The organism is Pseudomonas sp. GV071 (assembly GCF_003050835.1).
GTDB lineage: Bacteria > Pseudomonadota > Gammaproteobacteria > Pseudomonadales > Pseudomonadaceae > Aquipseudomonas.
Genome location: NZ_QAOJ01000002.1, coordinates 22,201 through 42,282 on the forward strand (window position 1 = coordinate 22,201; position 20,082 = coordinate 42,282).

Here is a 20,082-nt window from a genome sequence, read left to right on the forward strand (position 1 = left end):
TCCCCCAGCCCCTCTCCCGCAAGCGGGCGAGGGGAGTTGATCCGCGTAGGGTCCGTCCCCTCGCTGCCCTCGGGGAGAGGGGGTGGCAGCAAACGAAGGTCCATCATTCCACCACCTCCACCACACGCTTCACCGCCACCGCAGCCGGCGCTTCCAGCAATACGTCGGCCACCAACTCGGCAATGTCCTTGATCTGCGGCCGCGGTTCCACCACGCCTTCAAGCATCGCCGTGCACTGCGGGCAACCCACGGCCACCAGCTCGGCGCCGGTCTCTTTGATATCCACCATGCGCATATCCGGAATCCGCTGCTTGCCGAGAATATCGGTGATCGGCGCGCCGCCACCGCCGCCGCAGCAGCGGGAGCGGAAGCCCGAACGTTGCATCTCTCTCACTTCAATGCCGAGCGCGCGCAACACATCACGCGGCGCTTCGTACTCGCCGTTGTAGCGGCCGAGGTAACAGGGGTCGTGGTACGTCACCGAGCCGCCTTTGTGCTGGCCGAGGTTGAGTTTTTGCCCGGCAATCAGCTCGGCAATAAAGGTGCTGTGGTGCAGTACCTCGTAGTGGCCGCCCAAGGCGCCGTATTCGTTTTTCAGCACGTGGAAGCTGTGCGGGTCGCAGCTGACGATGCGCTTGAAGCTGTATTTGCCCAAGGTGGCGATGTTGCGGGTGGCCAGGCTCTGGAAGGTGGCTTCGTCCCCCAGACGGCGGGCGACGTCGCCGCTGTCACGCTCTTCCAGGCCGAGCACGGCGAAGTCGACATTGGCCGCTTTCAGCACTTTGACGAACGCGCGGAGGGTGCGCTGGTTGCGCATATCGAAGGCGCCGTCGCCGACCCAGAACAGCACATCGGTGGTTTTCTTTTCGCTGAGCAGATCGAGGTTCAAATCCGCCGCCCAGTTCAGTCGGCCGCCGGGGTTAAAGCCGCCGGGGTTGTCGGTGGCGATCAGGTTTTCCAGCACCTCGGCGCCCTTGTTCGGCGTCGCGCCTTTTTCCAGGGTCAGGTGGCGGCGCATGTCGACGATGGCGTCGACGTGCTCGATCATCATCGGGCACTCCTCGACGCAGGCGCGGCAGGTGGTGCACGACCACAGGGTTTCAGCATCGACCAGGCCGTTGACGATGGGCTGATGCGGACCGCCGCTGTGTTCGCCAACCTGCTTGCCAGGGTAAGGACTACCGGCGAACTTGGCATCGGTGCCGCCGGCCAGGCCGACCACCATGTCCTGAATCAACTTCTTCGGGTTCAACGGCTGGCCGGCGGCAAAGGCCGGGCACGCCGCTTCGCACTTGCCGCACTGCACGCAGGCGTCGAAGCCCAGCAGTTGGTTCCAAGTGAAGTCGGTGGGGTTTTCCACGCCCAGTGGTGCATTGGGGTTGCTCAGGTCGAGGGCTTTCAAACCGGTGGAACGACCACCACCAAACCGTTCGGCGCGGCGGTGCCAGGCCAGGTGCAGGGCACCGGCGAAGGCGTGTTTCATCGGCCCGCCCCAGGTCATGCCGAAGAACAGTTCCGACACGCCCCAGGCCACACCGATTGCCAGCACCAGGGCGAGAATCCAACCGCCGAAACCTGCCGGCAGAATCCCGGCCACCGGCAAGGTGGCGATAAAAAAACTCGCGGAAAACATCAGCAGGCTTTTCGGCAGGCGCATCCAAGGCCCTTTCGACAGCCGTGACGGGGGGTCTAGACGGCGCTTGGCGACGAACAGCGCACCGACAAACATCAGCGCACTGGCCGCCAGCAAGGCGAAGCCGAGGATGCGGTTATGCAGGCCAAAGCCATGCACCAGAATCGCCAACACGGCAGCCAGCACAAAGCCTCCGGCCGTGGCCACGTGGGTGTTGGCGATGTATTTGTCGCGAGCCACCACATGGTGCAGATCGACCATATAACGCTTGGGCATGGCCAGCAGGCCACCGAGCCAGTCGACCTGGGCCGGACGGCCACGGCGCCACATGAAAAAGCGCTTGCCTGCACCGAGCACCGCCAGCAACAGGGCAGCGAATAGCAGGATGGGCAGAAGGGTGTTCAACATCGTTGGTCTCCACAATTCAGACCCCTCGCCCCTGCGGGGAGAGGGTTAGGGAGAGGGGTGCAGGCGACGCGAATCACCGACAAAAGCCCCTCTCCCCCAGCCCCTCTCCCGCAAGCGGGCGAGGGGAGACCAGCGGCATCAGAAGTCCTTACACAACCGCAACGCGTCATAAATCGCCGCGTGGGTGTTGCGTTGGGCCACGCAGTCGCCGATGCGGAACAACAGGTAACCGTCCCCCGCTTCGCTCAGGCAGGGCTGTGGCTTGATCGCAAACAGTGCCTCGACGTCGATCTGGCCCTTGTTGCGCGAGCCTTCTTTCAGCGCGTAGTACAGGGTTTCGTCCGGCCGTACGCCGTTCTCCACCACCACCTGGTCAACCACCCGCTCCTCTTTGGCGCCGGTGTATTCGTTTTCCAGCACGGCCACCAATTTGTCGCCTTCGCGGTAGACCTTCTCCAGCATCATGTCGCCGGTCATGATCACGTCTTTGGGGTACATGCTGCGGTAGTAAGTCGGGAACGAGGTGCCGCCCATAGCCACGCCGGGCTTGGTGTCGTCGGTGACGATTTCCACCTGCGAGCCTTTGTCGGCCATGAAGTCGGCCACCGACATGCCGGTGAATTCGCAGATGGTGTCGTATACCAGCACATTCTTGGCTGGCGCCACTTTGCCGTCGAGCACGTCCCAACTGCTGACCACCAGGCCTTCCGCCGAGCCCCAGTGTTCGTTCTGCTCCAGGTACGGATGACCGCCGTTGGCCAGCACGATCACGTCCGGACGCAGGTCTTGGATGGTCGCCACATCGGCGCCAGTGCCCAGGCGCAAATCGACTTTCAGGCGGGCCAGTTCCAGCTGATACCAGCGGGTGATACCGGCAATCTGGTCACGCTGCGGGGCTTTTGAGGCCGTGGTGATCTGCCCGCCGAGCGCGTCTTTCTTTTCAAACAAGGTCACGTCGTGGCCACGTTCGGCCGCCACACGAGCGGCTTCCATCCCGGCCGGGCCGCCACCGACCACCACTACCTTGCGCTTAACGCCGGTGGTTTTTTCGATGATGTGGGGCACGCCCATGTATTCACGGGAAGTGGCGGCGTTCTGGATGCACAGCACGTCCAGGCCCTGGTACTGACGGTCGATGCAGTAGTTGGCGCCGACGCATTGTTTGATCTGGTCGACCTGGCCCATCTTGATCTTGGCGATAAAGTGCGGGTCGGCGATGTGGGCACGGGTCATGCCGACCATGTCCACGTAGCCGCCGTCGAGAATCCGCGTGGCCTGGTTCGGGTCCTTGATGTTCTGCGCGTGCAGCACCGGAACCTTCACCACCTCCTTGATGCCCGCCGCCAGGTGCAGGAACGGCTCCGGCGGGTAGCTCATGTTGGGGATCACGTTGGCCAGGGTGTTGTGGGTGTCGCAACCGGAACCCACCACACCGATAAAGTCGATCATGCCGGTGTCGTCGTAGTACTTGGCGATCTGCTTCATGTCTTCGTGGCTCAAGCCATCGGGGTGAAACTCGTCACCGCAGATGCGCATGCCCACGCAGAAGTCCGGGCCCACTTCCTTGCGGATGGCCTTGAGCACTTCCAGGCCGAATTTCATCCGCCCTTCGAAATCGCCGCCCCATTCATCGGTGCGCTTGTTGACCCGTGGGCTCCAGAACTGGTCGACCATATGCTGGTGCACGGCCGACAATTCGATGCCGTCCAGGCCGCCTTCCATTGCCCGGCGTGCGGCTTGGGAGTAGTTGCCGATCACTCGCCAGATCTCTTCCACTTCAATGGTTTTACAGGTGGCGCGGTGCACCGGTTCGCGGATGCCCGACGGCGACATCAGGGTCGGCCAGTTAAAGCCGTCCCAACGCGAGCGACGGCCCATGTGGGTAATCTGGATCATGATCTTGGCGCCATGCTTGTGCATGGCATCGGCCAGGTTCTGGAAGTGCGGGATGATGCGGTCGGTGGAGAGGTTGACCGAGCTCCACCACTCCTGCGGGCTGTCGATCGCCACCACCGAAGAACCACCGCAGATCGCCAGGCCGATACCGCCCTTGGCCTTCTCTTCGTAGTACTTGATATAGCGCTCGGTGGTCATGCCGCCGTCGGTGGCATACACCTCGGCGTGCGCAGTGCTGAGCACGCGGTTGCGGATGGTCAGTTTGCCAAGTTGAATTGGCTGGAACATCGATTCAAAAGCCATTACGGCAACCTCACGGAAGGGCGACCTTGATGCACGGGTGGATTCTTTTTTTGGGCGTTGCTTACAGCGGCTTCACAACGAACAACCCATCGTCATGCCCTTCTTCCGACCCGCCATACACCTGCTCGGCGACGGTGCGGACGCTGCTGCCTTTGGCGGCCAGGATCTGGTCCATGGCGCCGGCGAACCAGCCGGTGAACATGTAATCCACCTTGCGGCCGACCTTGCCGTACACATACACAAAGCAGGAGTGCTCAAGCTTGACGCTGGCGGTGCCTTGGTCGAGGTCGATGTCCTGGATCTTGAACAGGCCCCAGCCGCGCTGGGAGAGGCGCTTCATGTAGTGCTCGAACACCGCCACGCCTTCAATGCCATGGCACTCGGCTTCTTTCTCGCACCAGTGCCAGGCCGACTTGTAGCCGGCCTTGTAGAGGATGTCGGCGTAGGCATCGGCGCCCAGCACTTCCTCGATGCCCATGTGGTTGTTCACGAAGAAGTGGCGCGGCACATACAGCATCGGCAGCGCATCGCTGGTCCAGACACCGGTTTCGCTGTCGACTTCGATGGGCAGTTGGGGGGCGATTTTGGCCATGGTGTTACTCCGGAAAATTCATAAGTTGGCTGCCCTCTCCCCAACCCTCTCCCGCAAGCGGGAGAGGGGGCCGACCGCGCAAGGTGCGCTGATCGGGGTGGTCTCCCCTCGCCCGCTTGCGGGAGAGGGGCCGGGGGAGAGGGCCGAAGGAAAAGACGTTATTCGTGCCAGACGTCGGCCAATACACGCACCCAGTTTTCACCCATCACTTTGCGCACCACCCGCTCAGGGTGACCGCGTTTGAGCAAGGTTTCGGTGAGGTTGGGGAATTCGCCCACGGTGCGGATGCCCAGCGGGTTGATGATCTTGCCGAAGCTGGTGAGGCGGCGGGCGTAACCCTTGTCGTGGGTCAGGTATTCGAAGAAGTCCTGGCCGTGGCCCTGGGTGAAGTCGGTGCCGATGCCGATGGCGTCTTCGCCAACGATGTTCATCACGTACTCGATGGCTTCGGCGTAGTCGTCGATGGTGGAGTCGATGCCCTTGGCCAGGAACGGCGCGAACATGGTCACGCCGACAAAACCGCCATGGTCGGCAATGAACTTGAGCTCTTCATCGGACTTGTTGCGCGGGTGCTCTTTGAGCCCGGACGGCAGGCAGTGCGAGTAGCACACCGGCTTTTTCGATTCGAGGATGACTTCTTCGGAGGTCTTGGAACCGACGTGGGAGAGGTCGCACATCACCCCGACGCGGTTCATTTCGGCAACGATCTCACGACCGAAGCCGGACAGGCCGCCGTCACGCTCGTAGCAACCGGTGCCCACCAGGTTCTGGGTGTTGTAGCACATCTGCACGATGCCCACGCCGAGCTGCTTGAAGACCTCGACGTAGCCGATCTGGTCTTCATAGGCATGGGCATTCTGGAAGCCGAAGAGGATGCCAGTCTTGCCCTGCTCCTTGGCTTTACGGATATCGGCGGTGGTGCGCACCGGCATCACCAGGTCGCTGTTTTCGCGCATCAGCTTCTGGCTGGAGGCGATGCTGTTGACGGTGGCCTGGAAGCCTTCCCATACCGACACGGTGCAGTTGGCCATGGTCAGACCGCCTTTGCGCATGTCCTCGAACAGCTCACGGTTCCATTTGGCGATGATCAGACCGTCGATAACGATGCTGTCGGCGTGCAATTCGGCTGGGCTCATCAGGCTGTCCCCTTAGTAGCGAGTCGCGCCGAATCGTTTGCCGGCGCTTTGGGTCAGCATATTCCTTGGAGGTTTGCCGCTATCGCGCAAAAACGACAGGGGAATTGTCGAAAGCGTCAAATCAAAAGCATCGCGGCTAACGGGAGCGCCGGACTGGCCGCTCCTGGATTGCACATTCTCGTAGGAGCGGCTTTAGCCGCGATGCCCTTCAGCCCAGCGCCGGCAGCAGCGCTTTGCGCACCGGATGGCGATCTTCGCGGGGGCAGCAGGCAAACCGCGTGCGGTAGCAGCGGGAAAAATACGACTGCGATTCAAAGCCGCAGGCCAGGCTCACTTCCAGCACGCTGAGGTCGGTCTGCCGCAGCAGCTGGCGGGCCTTGTCCAGGCGCAGGCCGAGGTAGAAGTTCGACGGCGTGTCGTTCAGGTACAAACGAAACAGCCGCTCCAGCTGCCGGCGCGTCACCTGAATGCGCTCGGCCAGCACCAGGGTGCTCAGCGGCGGCTCGGTGTGGCGCTCCATGGCGTCGATCACCTGCACCAGCTTGCGATTGCTGATGCCATAACGGCTGGCGATTTCCATGCGCTGGTGGTCCTGGCGCGGGCGGATGCGGCTGAGCACAAACTGCTCGGACACCTGCACCGCCAGCTCCGGGCCGTGGGCCTGGGCGATCAGGTCGAGCATCAGGTCAATCGAGGCGGTGCCGCCGGCGCAGGTGATGCGCGAGCGGTCGACCTCGAACAGCTCCTGGGTCACGTGCAGGCGCGGGTAACTTTCCTTGAAGGCGTCGAGGGCTTCCCAGTGCAGGGTTACGGTATGCCCGTCGAGCACCCCGGCCTCGGCCAGCAGCACCGCACCGGTGTCGATACCACCAAGGGTGACGCCCTCACTGTCCAGTCGTTTGAGCCAACGCGCCAAGGCCGGGCTATAGGCCTGCAACGGCTCGAAACCGGCCACCACCAACAAGCGCACGCCGCGCGTGAGCGGCAAAAGACCGCTGTCGGCGTTGATCGACATGCCGTTGCTGGCCAGCACCGGGCCGCCGTCCAGGCTCATCACCTGCCAATGGTAGAGCCCGTCGCGAAAGCGGTTAGCCACGCGCAGGGGTTCCACAGCGGAGAGAAAACCCAGCATGGAAAAACCGGGCAACAGCAAAAACCAGAAGTCTTCACGGGGCATGGCAGGGCTCGGCCAGGGTAATGTCCGAGGCTTACGCCACCGCGCAGGCTTTGGCAATGCAACAGGTCGCTTGCGTACAAAAGCTGGTCGCTACCGTGTGATTTTGCCGCCGCTGCGCTGCGTAATTTGGCCAACAGCTGGCAAGGCATCGCCGGCCACACTCGACAACAAGTATTCCCCGCTGCGTCGCTAGGCTCACGGAGGAATCAGCCACATGAGGACCACCGATGAAGACCTTACTCAGTTGCTGTTTGTTAGTGCTCGCCAGCCAGACCGCCCTCGCCGCCGACCCTGCGTCCTGCAAGAACGTGCGCCTGGGCGTGGTCAACTGGACCGATGTGATTGCCACCAGCGCCATGACCCAGGTGCTGCTCGACGGCCTGGGTTATGACACCAAGCAAACCAGCGCCTCGCAGCAGATCATTTTTGCCGGCATCCGCGACAAACGTCTGGACCTGTTCCTGGGTTACTGGAACCCGATCATGACCCGCACCATCACCCCGTTCATCGACGCCAAGCAAGTGCGCGTGCTGGACAAACCCAGCCTGGAAGACGCCCGCGCCACCCTGGCGGTGCCCACTTACCTGGCCGACAAGGGCCTGAAAACCTTTGCCGACATTGGCAAATTCGAGAAGGAGCTGGGCGGCAAGATCTACGGCATCGAACCGGGCTCGGGGGCCAATACCCAGATCAAGGAAATGATCGAGAAAAACCAGTTCGGCCTGGGCAAGTTCCAGCTGGTGGAGTCCAGCGAAGCCGGCATGCTCTCGGCGGTCAGCCGCGCGGTGAAACGCAAGGAAGCCATCGTCTTCTTCGGCTGGGCGCCGCATCCAATGAACGTCAACCAGGACATGACCTACCTGTCCGGCAGCCAGGACGCCCTCGGCCCGGATGAAGGCCGCGCCACGGTGTGGACCGTGACCGCGCCGGACTACGCCAGCCGCTGCCCGAACGTCGACAAACTGCTCACCAACCTGAGCTTTAGCGCCGCCGACGAGAGCCGCATGATGCAGCCGTTACTCGACCACCAGGACCCACTGGAGTCGGCGAAAAAATGGCTCAAGGAGCACCCGCAAGACCAGCAACGCTGGCTTGAAGGGGTGACCACCCTCGACGGCCGCCCGGCCAATGAACACCTGCAACTGACCACCAACCCTTAAACACCGAAAGCACCCTGCGCAGCCTGAACCGTGGCTGTGCAGCGGTGAGCCCTGCCTGTAAGGAACTGCCCGCATGAACCACGACGTGATCATTACCTGCGCCCTCACCGGCGCCGGCGACACCACCGGCAAAAGCCACCTGGTGCCCATCACCCCAAAACAGATCGCGGCCGCCGCCGTGGAAGCGGCCAAAGCCGGCGCCACCGTGGTGCACTGCCATGTGCGCGACCCGGCCACCGGCAAATTCAGCCGTGATGTAGCCCTGTACCGCGAAGTGATGGAGCGCATCCGCGAGGCAGACGTCGACATCATCGTCAACCTCACCGCCGGCATGGGCGGTGACCTGGAGATTGGCGCCGGGGAACACCCGATGGAATTCGGCCCCAACACGGACCTGGTCGGCCCGCTTACCCGCCTGGCCCATGTGGAAGCCCTGCTGCCGGAAATCTGCACCCTGGATTGCGGCACCCTCAACTTTGGCGACGGCGACACCATCTATGTGTCCACCCCGGCACAACTGCGCGCCGGGGCCAAACGCATCACCGAGCTGGGGGTAAAAGCCGAGCTGGAAATTTTTGACACCGGTCACCTGTGGTTCGCCAAACAGATGATCAAGGAAGGCCTGCTCGACGACCCGTTGTTCCAACTGTGCCTGGGCATTCCCTGGGGCGCGCCGGCCGACACCACCACCATGAAAGCCATGGTCGACAACCTGCCCGCCGACTGCACCTGGGCCGGCTTTGGCATCGGCCGCATGCAGATGCCGATGGCCGCCCAGGCGGTACTGCTCGGCGGCAACGTGCGGGTCGGCCTGGAAGACAACCTGTGGCTGGACAAAGGCGTGCTGGCCAGCAATGGCGCGCTGGTCGAGCGGGTCAGCGAGATCCTTACGCGCCTTGGCGCACGCATTCTTACCCCGGCAGAAGGCCGGGCAAAAATGAACCTCAAGCGTCCGGCGTAACCCAGGAGTCCTTATGAGCTTTATCACCGAGATCAAGATTTTTGCGGCCTTGGGCAGCGGCGTTATCGGCAGCGGCTGGGTCGCCCGGGCGCTGGCCCACGGCCTCGACGTGGTGGCCTGGGACCCGGCGCCCGGCGCCGAGGCCGCACTGCGCCAACGGGTCGCCAATGCCTGGCCGGCACTGGAAAAACAGGGCTTGGCGCCGGGGGCAGCGTTGGACCGCCTGCGTTTTGTCGACAGCATTGAAGCCTGCGTGCGCGACGCCGACTTTATCCAGGAAAGCGCCCCGGAGCGTTTGGACCTCAAGCTCGATCTGCACGCCAAGATCAGCGCCGCCGCCAAACCCAATGCACTGATCGCCTCGTCCACCTCCGGCTTGCTGCCCAGCGACTTCTACGCCGACGCGGTTAAGCCTGAACGCTGCGTGGTCGGCCACCCGTTCAACCCGGTGTACCTGCTGCCGCTGGTGGAAGTGGTGGGCGGGGTAAACACTGCGCCTGCAGCCGTTCAGGCCGCCATTCAGGTGTATCAGACCTTGGGCATGCGCCCGCTGCACGTGCGCAAGGAAGTGCCCGGTTTTATTGCCGACCGCCTGCTCGAAGCCCTCTGGCGCGAGGCCCTGCACCTGGTAAACGACGGGGTAGCGACCACCGGCGAAATCGACGACGCCATCCGTTTCGGTGCCGGGCTGCGCTGGTCGTTTATGGGCACGTTCCTCACCTACACCCTGGCCGGTGGTGACGCCGGCATGCGCCACTTCATGGCCCAATTCGGCCCAGCGCTACAATTGCCCTGGACCTACCTGCCCGCGCCCGAGCTGACCGACCAACTGATCGACGACGTAGTCGCCGGCACCCGCGAGCAGCAAGGCCAACGCAGCATCTCCGAACTGGAACGCTACCGCGACGACTGCCTGATGGCCGTGCTCGACGCGGTCAAAACCGTCAAAGCCAAACACGGCTTCGCTTTTGCCGACTGAAGGACACCCCATGCCGCACCGCCTCTACCAGACCCAGGTCAGCGCCGACTGGGTCGACTACAACGGCCACCTGCGCGACGCCTACTACCTGCTGATTTTCAGCCAGGCCGTCGACAGCCTCATGGACCAGATCGGCCTCGACGCGGCAGCACGCGCCGCCAGCAACCACTCCCTATTCACCCTGGAAGTGCACCTCAACTACCTGCACGAAGTGAAACAGGGCGAAGCCGTGGAGGTGCGCCTGCAGATACTCGGCCACGACCACAAACGCCTTCACCTGTACCTGAGCCTGTACCGCAAAGGGCAGGAAGAAGCCGCGGCCGTGAGCGAACAGATGCTGCTGCACGTCGACATGAACGGCCCGAAGTCAGCGCCATTTAGCGAGACGACAGCAGCACGGATTGAAGGATTGGTAATCGCGCAAGGCGCGCTACCAAAACCTGAATATGCCGGGCGGGTGATGGCGTTGCCTGGCTAACGCCGAGCGCTTGATCTGCTGTTGATTTGGCTTGTGATCTGCCCGCCCCTTTAGCGCAGGCCGAGCGGAGTCGTTGCGTAAGGGGTCGTAGCGGCCGGGAGCCGCGCAGAGGCGTGAGGGCCATGGATGGCCCTTCTCGCCGGCCCCTGGAGCAGCGACGGAGCGAGGGAAGTTTTCACGCAGTGAAAACCCAAGGTAGGGGCAAGATTTTTTGGTTTCTTTTTTATCGACTGAAAAAAGAAACTCGCGCGTAAGGCGCGAAACAAAACGCCCAGCACACGCGGTAATGAAGAAGAAAACCGCCCGCCCAAAGACCGCTCGGCTCCCTTAAGTCTCCGCACCTGGATCCCAGCCTACGCTGGGATGACAGTGGTGCGACGGACATCTCGCCCCCTTTCAAAAAGGCAAAAAAAACCTCCCGCAAAGCCGACACAGCGCGGGAGGTTAAGTTTGCTTCTAACAGGGAGAGTCCACGCTAAGCCGACCACTTCGATCAGGTGACCAAACCCAACCAAACAGCCAACGTATTGCCACTCAAGGCTGACGCTCTAGTCGCCATTGTGCCGATTGCGAACGACCGAAAATTGCTTGAAAACGACCTGCTCATGCATATAACAGCCATCGCGCTTGTAGCCAGGCCACGCCCTCACCAGAATCGAACCCACCTCCCCCGCACAAGGACCACGGCCATGATGCACGCTGACCTGATCGACCAGGACGACCTGCGCGAGCGCCTGCAAACCCTGGGCTTCGCCGTACCCGCTGGCGCGACGCCCGAGCAGGCATGCGAACACGCCGTTGTCGGCCTCGACGGCCCACGGGCACTGGCACTGCGCAAATTGGTGGAACAGATGTTGGGCAGCGGCGCGGTGATGCTACCGGCCGTGCGCGAAGCCATATCGCGGCAGTTGCTGCCGGCGCTGGCGCAGTACAAAGAGAGTCATGGCGGCTAACTAAAAGCTTCGCGGCTGAAGCCCCTCCCACCAACAACTCGTTCCCTGTGGGAGGGGCTTTAGCCGCGATTGTTTTTACAGGCGTACGCTGGCGAAGGTCGATTCGCTGCGCGCCTGGCTAAGCGCCGACATCGCCCCCGGCGTAGAAGCCAATACCAATGCCTGCGGAATCGGCATCAGCGCCACTTGCTGCGCGGTGTTGGAACCCATGCGCTCGTCACGCGGCGGAATGCCGAAGTACTCGCGGTAGCACTTGGAGAAGTGCGGCGTGGAGACAAACCCACACACCGACGCCACTTCGATGATCGACATCGGCGTCTGCTTGAGCAGCTGCCGTGCACGCACCAGGCGCAGCTTCAGGTAGTAACGCGATGGCGAGCAGTGCAGGTATTTCTGGAACAGGCGCTCGAGCTGACGACGCGACACATTGACGTACACCGCCAGCTCGTCGAGATCGATTGGCTCTTCCAGGTTGGCTTCCATCAGCACCACGATTTCCTGCAGCTTGGGCTGGTTGGTGCCGAGCATGTGCTTGAGCGGCACACGCTGGTGATCCTGCTCGTTGCGGATGCGCTCGTAGACGAACATTTCCGAGATCGCCGCCGACAACTCGCGGCCATGCTCACGGGAGATCACGTGCAACATCATGTCCAGCGGCGCGGTGCCGCCGGAGCTGGTGAAACGGTTGCGGTCGAGGGTAAACAGGCGGGTGCTCATGACCACGCGGGGGAAGGCTTCCTGCATCGCCGCCAGGCATTCCCAGTGCACGCTGCAATCAAAACCATCGAGCAGGCCAGCACAGGCCAACGCCCAGCTGCCGGTGCACACGGCGCCCAGTTTGCGCGACTGACGCGCCTGGGTTTGCAGCCACAACACGTGTTCGCGGGTAACACTGCGTTGAATACCGATACCGCCGCAGACGATCACCATGTCCAGGGCCGGTGCTTTGGCCGCGGCGCAGTCGGGGGTGATCTGCAGACCGTCGCTGGCCCATACCTGGTTGCCGTCCAGGGTCATGGTGGTCCAGCGGTAGAGCTCGCGGCCAGACAGCTGGTTGGCCATGCGCAGCGGTTCGACGGCCGAAGCCAGGGAAATCAGAGTGAAATTATCCAGAAGCAGAAAGCCGATGGATTGTGGAGCACGGTTCTGGGGTTGAGCCCCTTGGTTGAACGGCGACATCACGGTATCTCCTCACGCAGGTGTGGCTTCAGTCGAAGCTCTTTATTTTTCTGGCCCACGTGTGATCACAGCGTTGGGCTATGGCAAGGCCTAACGCAAAGCCCATGCCTAAATTGAACGACCATTCAAAAAAAACCAAAAACGACGTCGCTGAGGCTCTAGCCAGCCACCGGCCGACAAGGGAAGAACGGGCGTACCAGGCCGCATAACGCCGGGTGACTGAGCAGTTTCGTAGCACTTCCCGGAGCTTTCTCACGGGGCCTTTGGAAACTGTCACTGCTGGCACAACACTGGCCGCCGGGCGGCGGAAGGGTTGCTAATCGCTCGCGCCAAAACATGGCGTGTTTTTCAGGAAACGATCAAAAACTGTGCAGGTGAATGCGGTCCCGTAGGGTGTGCTGTGCGCACCGTTGCGATTTCATGGGAAACCGCTTGGTGCGCACAGCACACCCTACAAAAGCGCGATCAACACTCGATCGCGCTAACCGCTAACCCACCGCGCGAGGTTTCTTTGTATTTGTCATGCATGTCGGCGCCGGTGTCGCGCATGGTACGGATCACCCGGTCGAGGGAGATGAAGTGCTCGCCATCACCGCGCAATGCCATCTGCGCGGCGTTGATGGCTTTCACTGCGGCAATCGCGTTGCGCTCGATGCAGGGCACTTGCACCAGGCCACCGACCGGGTCGCAGGTGAGGCCGAGGTTATGTTCCAGGCCGATTTCTGCGGCGTTTTCCAACTGCCCCGGAGTGGCGCCAAGAATCTCCGCCAAGCCCGCGGCAGCCATTGCGCAAGCCGAACCGACTTCGCCCTGACAGCCGACTTCGGCACCTGAGATCGAGGCGTTCTTTTTACACAGGATGCCGATGGCCGCTGCCGCCAGAAAGTATTCGCACACATCCGCCTCGGTCACCGCCGGGCTGAAGCGCACGAAGTAGTGCAGCACGGCCGGAATGATGCCCGCCGCGCCATTGGTGGGCGCGGTGACCATGCGCCCGCCGGCGGCGTTTTCTTCGTTCACTGCCAGGGCGAACAGGTTGACCCACTCCATGCCGCTCAGGGTCGAGCCGATCACGTTGGGTTTTCCCAGCTCCTGCAGGCTGCGGTGCAGTTTGGCCGCACGGCGCTTGACGTTGAGCCCGCCGGGCAGAATGCCTTCGTGCTTGAGACCGTTATCCACGCAGTCGCGCATGGCCTTCCACAGGCGCATCAGGCCCTGGCGAATTTCCGCTTCACTGCGCCAGGCCTTTTCGTTGGCCATCATCAGTTCCGACACGCGCAGGTTATGGGTCTTGCACAACTGCAGCAGTTCTTCGGCGCTGGAGAAATCGTAGGGCAGCTCGGTGCGGTCCTGGTCCAGCACACCGCTGGCGGCCTGCTCGGCATCGACGACAAAACCGCCGCCGACCGAATAGTAGGTATCGCGGTGCAGTTCACCGCCGTCGCCCTCCACGATCAGGGTCATGGCGTTGGGGTGATAGGGCAGGTTTTCGTCGAGCAACAGCATGTCGCGCTGCCACTCGAAGGGCACTTCGAAATGGCCATCGAGCAATAAGCAGCCGCTGTCGTGCAAGGCGGCAATGCGCGGGGCGATCTGCGCCGGGTCGATGGCGTCCGGCCAATCGCCCATCAGGCCCATGATCACCGCACTGTCGCTGCCATGGCCGACGCCGGTGGCCGACAGCGAGCCATACAGGCGCACTTCCACCCGCCGCACCTGCTGCAAGTGCCCACGCTCACGCAGCCCCTGAACGAACAACGCCGCGGCGCGCATGGGGCCGACGGTGTGGGAGCTGGATGGGCCGATGCCTATTTTGAATAGGTCGAACACGCTGATGGCCATGCGATTTTCCTCAACCGGTACAGGGCGGGAAGAGCGCCCGCAGTTGCGCGGATCATCCGGCTTTTATTGCGCAGCACGGGGTCCCATACCGACTTGATCATGCCCACTAACGTCGTGGCTTTTGCCCCTGACATCTGCCGGCGACAGCCTTGTGCTGAATACGACATTGGCACATCCAATCGCGACTTCCGGCGTGGTCGCTATCACACAGCACGCGCATAGTCCCCGCGCCCGGCATGCTTCCTGCGAGTGTATGGGCATTGCCACCTAGCCAAGGAACGCTTATGAAATTCGTGACCTCTGTTTGCCTGGCCCTGAGCCTGACAACGCCCGTATTGGCCACTGCCGCTGAACCGGAAAGCTGCAAGCTGGTGCGTTTCGCCGATGTCGGCTGGACCGATATCACCGTCACCACCGCAGTCACCCGCCTGCTGTTGGGCAACCTCGGTTACGTCACCAGCGTGAAACGCATGTCGGTGCCACAGACCTACAAAGCGCTGCAGGACAAGCAGCTCGATGTATTCCTCGGCAACTGGATGCCGAGCATGGAAAACGACATCAAGGCCTACCGCGAGTCCGGCAGCGTGGAAACCCTGCGGGCCAACCTGCATGGCGCCAAGTACACCCTGGCGGTGCCGGACTACGTGTATGACGGCGGGCTGAAAAGCTTCCAGGACCTGGCCAAGTTCAAAGACAAACTGGACGGCAAGATCTATGGCATCGAACCGGGCAACGACGGCAATGCCCTGATCAACAAGATGATCAAAGAGAACGCCTACGGCATCGGCACCTTCAAGCTGGTGGAAAGCAACGAGGCGAAGATGCTCGCCAGCGTCGAGCGCGCCGGGCACCTCAACCAGTGGATCGTGTTCCTCGGCTGGGAACCGCACCCGATGAATACCCACTACCGCATGAAATACCTGGAAGGCGGCGACGATTACTTCGGCCCCGACTACGGCGGCGCCACCGTCTATACCAATACGCGCAAAGCCTACGCCCAGGAATGCGCCAACGTCGGCAAGCTGCTGGGCAACCTGGAATTCCAGCTGTCGATGGAAAACGAACTCATGGATGGCGTGCTCAACCAGAGCCTCAACCCGCGCCAGACCGCCAAGAACTGGATTCAGGCACACCCTCAAGTGCTTGATGCCTGGTTGCAGGGTGTGACCACCCGTGAAGGGCAAGCGGCCCTGCCGATTGTGAAAAGCAAGCTGGACCTATGAGCCAAAAGGGGCGGCGAAATTGGCTGAAGAGGTCGTAAACGACCTCACTGGTGCCAGATACGACGCCCTCTGCACTGGTTGCGACGCACCCTGTATTCGTTTGTTTTGCCCTGTTCCATGATCGTTCTCGACACGACCGCTAGGCTCTTTACCGGCAGCGCTACATGGCGCGCTCAACCGGGGCTTCACGCCAGGGGCTAAACAAGAAGCGGCAATACGCGTTCAGCACTGCACTGCCAAAACAAAATCATAAGGAGTCAGTCCCATGAAAGTTTTCACCCCCTTGCTGTTGGTCGCATCGCTGGGCCTGCCGTTGCTGGCGAGCGCCGCAGAACCTGCGTCTTGCAGCACCGTGCGCTTTTCCGATGTGGGTTGGACCGACATCACTGTCACCACTGCGGTGACCAGTGCAGTGCTGGAGTCGCTGGGTTACAAAACCAAGACCACCATGATTTCCGTGCCGGTGACCTACAAGTCCCTGGCCGCAGGCAAAGACCTCGATGTGTTCCTCGGCAACTGGATGCCGACCATGGAGAACGACATCAAGGCCTACCGTGATGCCGGCACCGTGGAAACCGTGCGCGCCAACCTCGAAGGCGCCAAGTACACCCTCGCCGTTCCGGATTACGCCTACGACGCCGGCCTGAAAGATTTCTCCGACATCGCCAAGTTCAAAGACAAGCTCGACGGCAAGATCTACGGCATCGAGCCAGGCAACGACGGCAACCGTCTGATCCAGAGCATGATCGACAAAGACGCCTTCGGCCTGAAGGGCTTCAAGGTGGTGGAGTCCAGCGAAGCGGCAATGCTCTCGCAGCTGAAACGCTCCACGCGCAAGAACGAGTACATGGTGTTCCTCGGCTGGGAACCGCACCCGATGAACACCCGCAACAAGATGAAGTACCTGACTGGCGGCGACGAGTACTTCGGCCCCAACTACGGCCAGGCCACCGTGCTCACCAACGTGCGCAAAGGCTACGTGCAAGAGTGCGGCAACGTCGGCAAGTTGTTGACCAACCTCTCCTTCACCCTGGAGATGGAAAACAACCTGATGGACGCCGTGCTCAACGAAAACCAGAAGCCTGATGTGGCCGCCAAGGCCTGGCTGAAAGCCAACCCGCAGGTGCTCGACACCTGGCTGGCGGGCGTCACCACCCTCGACGGCAAACCTGGCGTCGAAGCCGCCAAAGCTGCACTCGCCAAGTAACACCTGAAGCACGACTGTAAGCAGTAACCGGGCGCTCGCAGCTAACCCTGCGGCGCGCTCGGCAGGCTGTACCTATCCCCCCGCATGTGGACACTCACTACCATGCCGACTTTTGAAAAACTCCCTCTGGGCGAGAAAATCGCCGAGTTCGTAGAGTGGCTGACCCAGCATGGCGCCGCGTACTTCGATGCCATCGCCTCTGCCCTGGAATTCATGATTCACGGGGTAACCAATGGCCTGACCTTTTTCAATCCGCTGGTACTGATTGGCCTGTTCGGCTTGCTCACCCACCTGATCCAGCGCAAGTGGGGCCTGACCCTGTTCTGCGTGTTGTCGTTCCTGCTGATTCTCAACCTGGGCTACTGGCAAGAAACCATGGAAACCCTGGCGCAGGTGCTGTTCGCCACCTTTATCTGTGTGTTGATTGGCGTGCCGCTGGGCATCATGGCCGCGCACCGCCCGCACTTTTACACGGTGATGCAACCGATCCTCGACCTGATGCAAACCGTACCGACCTTCGTGTACCTGATTCCTACCCTGACTCTGTTCGGCCTGGGCGTTGTGCCGGGGCTGATTTCCACCGTGGTGTTCGCGGTGGCCGCGCCGATTCGCCTGACCTACCTGGGCATTCGCGACGTCCCCACTGAACTGATGGACGCCGGCAAAGCCTTCGGCTGCTCGCGCCGCCAACTGCTCACCCGCATCGAATTGCCGTACGCCATGCCCAGCATCGCTGCCGGCATCACCCAATGCATCATGCTGTCGCTGTCGATGGTGGTGATCGCCGCCCTGGTTGGCGCTGACGGCCTGGGCAAACCGGTGGTCAACGCACTCAACACCGCCGACATCGCGCTCGGCTTCGAAGCTGGCCTGGCCATCGTGCTGCTGGCGATCATCCTCGACCGGGTATGCAAACAGCCCGAAGCGAAAGTGAGGGTTGAACAATGAGCATGATTCGTTTCGAAAACGTCGACGTAATCTTCTCCAAGTACCCCAAGGAAGCCTTGGCGCTGCTGGACCAGGGCCTGACCCGCGACCAGATTCTGAAAAAGACCGGCCTGGTGGTCGGCGTAGAGAAAGCCAGCCTGGACGTCGAGCGCGGCGAGATCTGCGTGATGATGGGGCTGTCCGGTTCGGGTAAATCCAGCCTGCTGCGCTGCATCAACGGGTTGAACACGGTGAGCCGTGGTCGCCTGCTGATCGAGCATGAAGGCCAGGAAGTGGATATCGCCAACTGCTCGGCGGCGACTCTCAAAGACATGCGCACCAAACGCATCGCCATGGTGTTCCAGAAATTCGCCCTGATGCCCTGGCTGACGGTGCGCGAGAACATCAGCTTCGGCCTGGAAATGCAGGGCCGTCCGAGTGCCGAGCGCACCAAGCTGGTGAACGAAAAAATCGAATTGGTAGGCCTCACCCAATGGCGCAACAAGCGCCCGGACGAGCTTTCCGGCGGCATGCAGCAGCGTGTGGGCCTGGCCCGCGCACTGGCGATGGATGCCGACATCCTGCTGATGGACGAACCGTTCTCGGCCCTCGACCCGCTGATCCGCCAGGGCCTGCAGGACGAGCTGCTGGAGTTGCAACGCAAGCTGAGCAAAACCATCGTGTTCGTCAGCCACGATCTCGACGAAGCACTGAAGCTGGGTAGCCGCATCGCCATCATGAAAGACGGCCGCATCATCCAGTACAGCAAGCCCGAAGAGATCGTCCTCAACCCGGCCGATGAATACGTACGCACCTTCGTCGCCCACACCAACCCGCTCAACGTGTTGTGTGGCCGCAGCCTGATGCGCACCCTGGATAAATGCACGCGAGTGAATGGCGAAGTCTGCCTCGACCCGGGCAACGACTCCTGGCTCGGCCTGGCCGACGGCAACCTGTTCAAAGGCGCACGCCAAGGCGCGGACGCCATCACCCTGCAGAACTGGGCACCCGGCGATGCAGTGGAAGGCCTGACCCGCCGCCCGACCCTGGTGGACTCCAATATCGGCATGCGCGATGCGCTGCAGATCCGTTACCAGACCGGGCACAAGCTGGTGCTGCACGATGAGAATCGGGTGGTGGGGGTGTTGGGCGATACCGAGCTGTATCACGCGTTGCTCGGTAAAAACCTCGGCTGATTTGCCATCGTAATGTTGGGCCGGCCCGTTGGGCTTCGCTGCGCTCAACCCAACCTACAATTCCGTAGGTTGGGTTGAGCGCAGCGAAGCCCAACGAACGCTCCCCATGTCGTGAACGGACCACAGCGACGCCGCTGTGTCGCTCAGAGCTACAGGCAGTCGTTTTTATTGATTCCTCGTTCAATAAAAACTTACTAGACTGGCGCAACGCCCGTAGTGATTGGTTTGCAAGGAGTCCGACATGCCCAAAGTAGGGATGCAACCCATCCGCCGTTCGCAATTGATCCACGCCACCCTGGAAGCGGTAGACCAGGTCGGCATGGACGCCAGCATCGCCCTGATCGCGCGTCTGGCCGGGGTGTCCAATGGCATCATCAGCCATTATTTCCAGGACAAGAACGGCCTGCTCGAAGCCACCATGCGCCACCTGATGACGGCCCTCAGCCTGTCGGTGCGCGACCGTCGTTTACTGCTCGAAGACCTCAGCCCACGGGCACAGATTCGCACCATCATCGAGGGCAACTTCGATGACAGCCAGGTCAATGGCCCGGCAATGAAAACCTGGCTGGCATTCTGGGCCAGCAGCATGCACCAGCCCTCGTTGCGCCGCCTGCAGCGAATCAACGACCACCGTCTGTATTCCAACATCTGCTGTGAATTTCGCCGGGTGATGCCGATTGCCGAGGCGCGCACGGCCGCCCGTGGTCTGGCCGCTTTGATTGACGGCCTGTGGCTGCGCGGCGCCCTCAGTGGCGAAGCGTTCGACACCCAGCAAGCCCTGCAGATTGCCTTCGACTACCTGGACCAACAATTGGCCAGGCAGGCGGGCTGA

The 20,082-nt window shown here is 61.8% G+C and carries 17 protein-coding genes; 10 read left to right on the plus strand and 7 right to left on the minus strand.

All coding sequences use genetic code 11. The features are described 5' to 3' along the window. Window positions 1–103: 103 nt before the first annotated feature. From dgcB to C8K61_RS04065, 5 genes are all read right to left on the minus strand, one after another. Window positions 104–2,041 carry a dimethylglycine demethylation protein DgcB gene (dgcB, locus tag C8K61_RS04045; RefSeq protein ID WP_108094918.1) on the minus strand — a complete coding sequence of 646 codons (1,938 nt, stop codon included), beginning with the start codon at window positions 2,039–2,041 and terminating at the stop codon, window positions 104–106. Between the two features lie 138 nt (window positions 2,042–2,179). Then, window positions 2,180–4,240 (minus strand): dimethylglycine demethylation protein DgcA, encoded by a 2,061-nt coding sequence (gene dgcA, locus C8K61_RS04050; protein ID WP_108094919.1) that lies wholly within the window; start codon window positions 4,238–4,240, stop codon window positions 2,180–2,182. A 61-nt stretch (window positions 4,241–4,301) separates the two neighbouring features. After that, window positions 4,302–4,832: a DUF5943 domain-containing protein gene (locus tag C8K61_RS04055; RefSeq protein ID WP_108094920.1), complete on the minus strand. Its 531-nt coding sequence runs from the start codon at window positions 4,830–4,832 to the stop codon at window positions 4,302–4,304. 158 nt (window positions 4,833–4,990) lie between these two features. Then, window positions 4,991–5,968, minus strand: coding sequence for a dipeptidase (locus C8K61_RS04060; protein ID WP_108094921.1), 978 nt, complete (start codon window positions 5,966–5,968; stop codon window positions 4,991–4,993). A gap of 208 nt (window positions 5,969–6,176) precedes the next feature. Next, window positions 6,177–7,145 carry a GlxA family transcriptional regulator gene (locus C8K61_RS04065; RefSeq protein WP_108094922.1) on the minus strand — a complete coding sequence of 323 codons (969 nt, stop codon included), beginning with the start codon at window positions 7,143–7,145 and terminating at the stop codon, window positions 6,177–6,179. A gap of 227 nt (window positions 7,146–7,372) precedes the next feature. Here C8K61_RS04065 and choX point away from each other — a divergent pair, with 227 nt between their 5' ends. The 5 genes from choX to C8K61_RS04090 all read left to right on the plus strand — a co-directional run bounded on the left by choX (window position 7,373) and on the right by C8K61_RS04090 (window position 11,676). Further along, complete coding sequence (gene choX / locus C8K61_RS04070; RefSeq protein WP_108094923.1) at window positions 7,373–8,305, plus strand: choline ABC transporter substrate-binding protein; 933 nt, start codon at window positions 7,373–7,375, stop codon at window positions 8,303–8,305. Window positions 8,306–8,378: 73 nt separating this feature from the next. Beyond that, window positions 8,379–9,266, plus strand: coding sequence for a 3-keto-5-aminohexanoate cleavage protein (locus C8K61_RS04075; RefSeq protein ID WP_108094924.1), 888 nt, complete (start codon window positions 8,379–8,381; stop codon window positions 9,264–9,266). A gap of 13 nt (window positions 9,267–9,279) precedes the next feature. Then, window positions 9,280–10,245, plus strand: coding sequence for an L-carnitine dehydrogenase (locus C8K61_RS04080; RefSeq protein ID WP_108094925.1), 966 nt, complete (start codon window positions 9,280–9,282; stop codon window positions 10,243–10,245). 10 nt (window positions 10,246–10,255) lie between these two features. Next, window positions 10,256–10,723 (plus strand): thioesterase family protein, encoded by a 468-nt coding sequence (locus C8K61_RS04085; protein WP_108094926.1) that lies wholly within the window; start codon window positions 10,256–10,258, stop codon window positions 10,721–10,723. A gap of 689 nt (window positions 10,724–11,412) precedes the next feature. Next, entirely contained in the window at window positions 11,413–11,676 is a 264-nt protein-coding gene (locus tag C8K61_RS04090) for a hypothetical protein (RefSeq protein ID WP_108094927.1), read from the plus strand. Window positions 11,677–11,751: 75 nt separating this feature from the next. On the opposite strand, the gene C8K61_RS04095 is transcribed toward C8K61_RS04090, so the two are convergent. Together C8K61_RS04095 and C8K61_RS04100 are read right to left on the minus strand one after the other, a co-directional pair. Beyond that, complete coding sequence (locus C8K61_RS04095; RefSeq protein ID WP_108094928.1) at window positions 11,752–12,855, minus strand: GlxA family transcriptional regulator; 1,104 nt, start codon at window positions 12,853–12,855, stop codon at window positions 11,752–11,754. 465 nt (window positions 12,856–13,320) lie between these two features. Further along, the gene (locus C8K61_RS04100; protein ID WP_108094929.1) at window positions 13,321–14,697 is read right to left on the minus strand and encodes an L-serine ammonia-lyase; all 1,377 of its coding nucleotides are present in this window, start codon (window positions 14,695–14,697) and stop codon (window positions 13,321–13,323) included. Window positions 14,698–14,981: 284 nt separating this feature from the next. On the opposite strand from C8K61_RS04100, the gene C8K61_RS04105 reads away from it, so the two are divergent. The 5 genes from C8K61_RS04105 to betI all read left to right on the plus strand — a co-directional run bounded on the left by C8K61_RS04105 (window position 14,982) and on the right by betI (window position 20,082). Continuing rightward, the gene (locus tag C8K61_RS04105; protein ID WP_108094930.1) at window positions 14,982–15,920 is read left to right on the plus strand and encodes a choline ABC transporter substrate-binding protein; all 939 of its coding nucleotides are present in this window, start codon (window positions 14,982–14,984) and stop codon (window positions 15,918–15,920) included. Between the two features lie 265 nt (window positions 15,921–16,185). Continuing rightward, a complete protein-coding gene (locus C8K61_RS04110; protein ID WP_108094931.1) occupies window positions 16,186–17,127 on the plus strand; it encodes a choline ABC transporter substrate-binding protein in 942 nt (313 codons plus the stop codon). A 102-nt stretch (window positions 17,128–17,229) separates the two neighbouring features. After that, the gene (choW, locus tag C8K61_RS04115; protein WP_108094932.1) at window positions 17,230–18,075 is read left to right on the plus strand and encodes a choline ABC transporter permease subunit; all 846 of its coding nucleotides are present in this window, start codon (window positions 17,230–17,232) and stop codon (window positions 18,073–18,075) included. Further along, the gene (gene choV / locus C8K61_RS04120; RefSeq protein ID WP_108094933.1) at window positions 18,072–19,250 is read left to right on the plus strand and encodes a choline ABC transporter ATP-binding protein; all 1,179 of its coding nucleotides are present in this window, start codon (window positions 18,072–18,074) and stop codon (window positions 19,248–19,250) included. The genes choW and choV overlap by 4 nt, the downstream gene beginning before the upstream one ends. Window positions 19,251–19,491: 241 nt before the next feature. Then, entirely contained in the window at window positions 19,492–20,082 is a 591-nt protein-coding gene (gene betI / locus C8K61_RS04125) for a transcriptional regulator BetI (protein ID WP_108094934.1), read from the plus strand.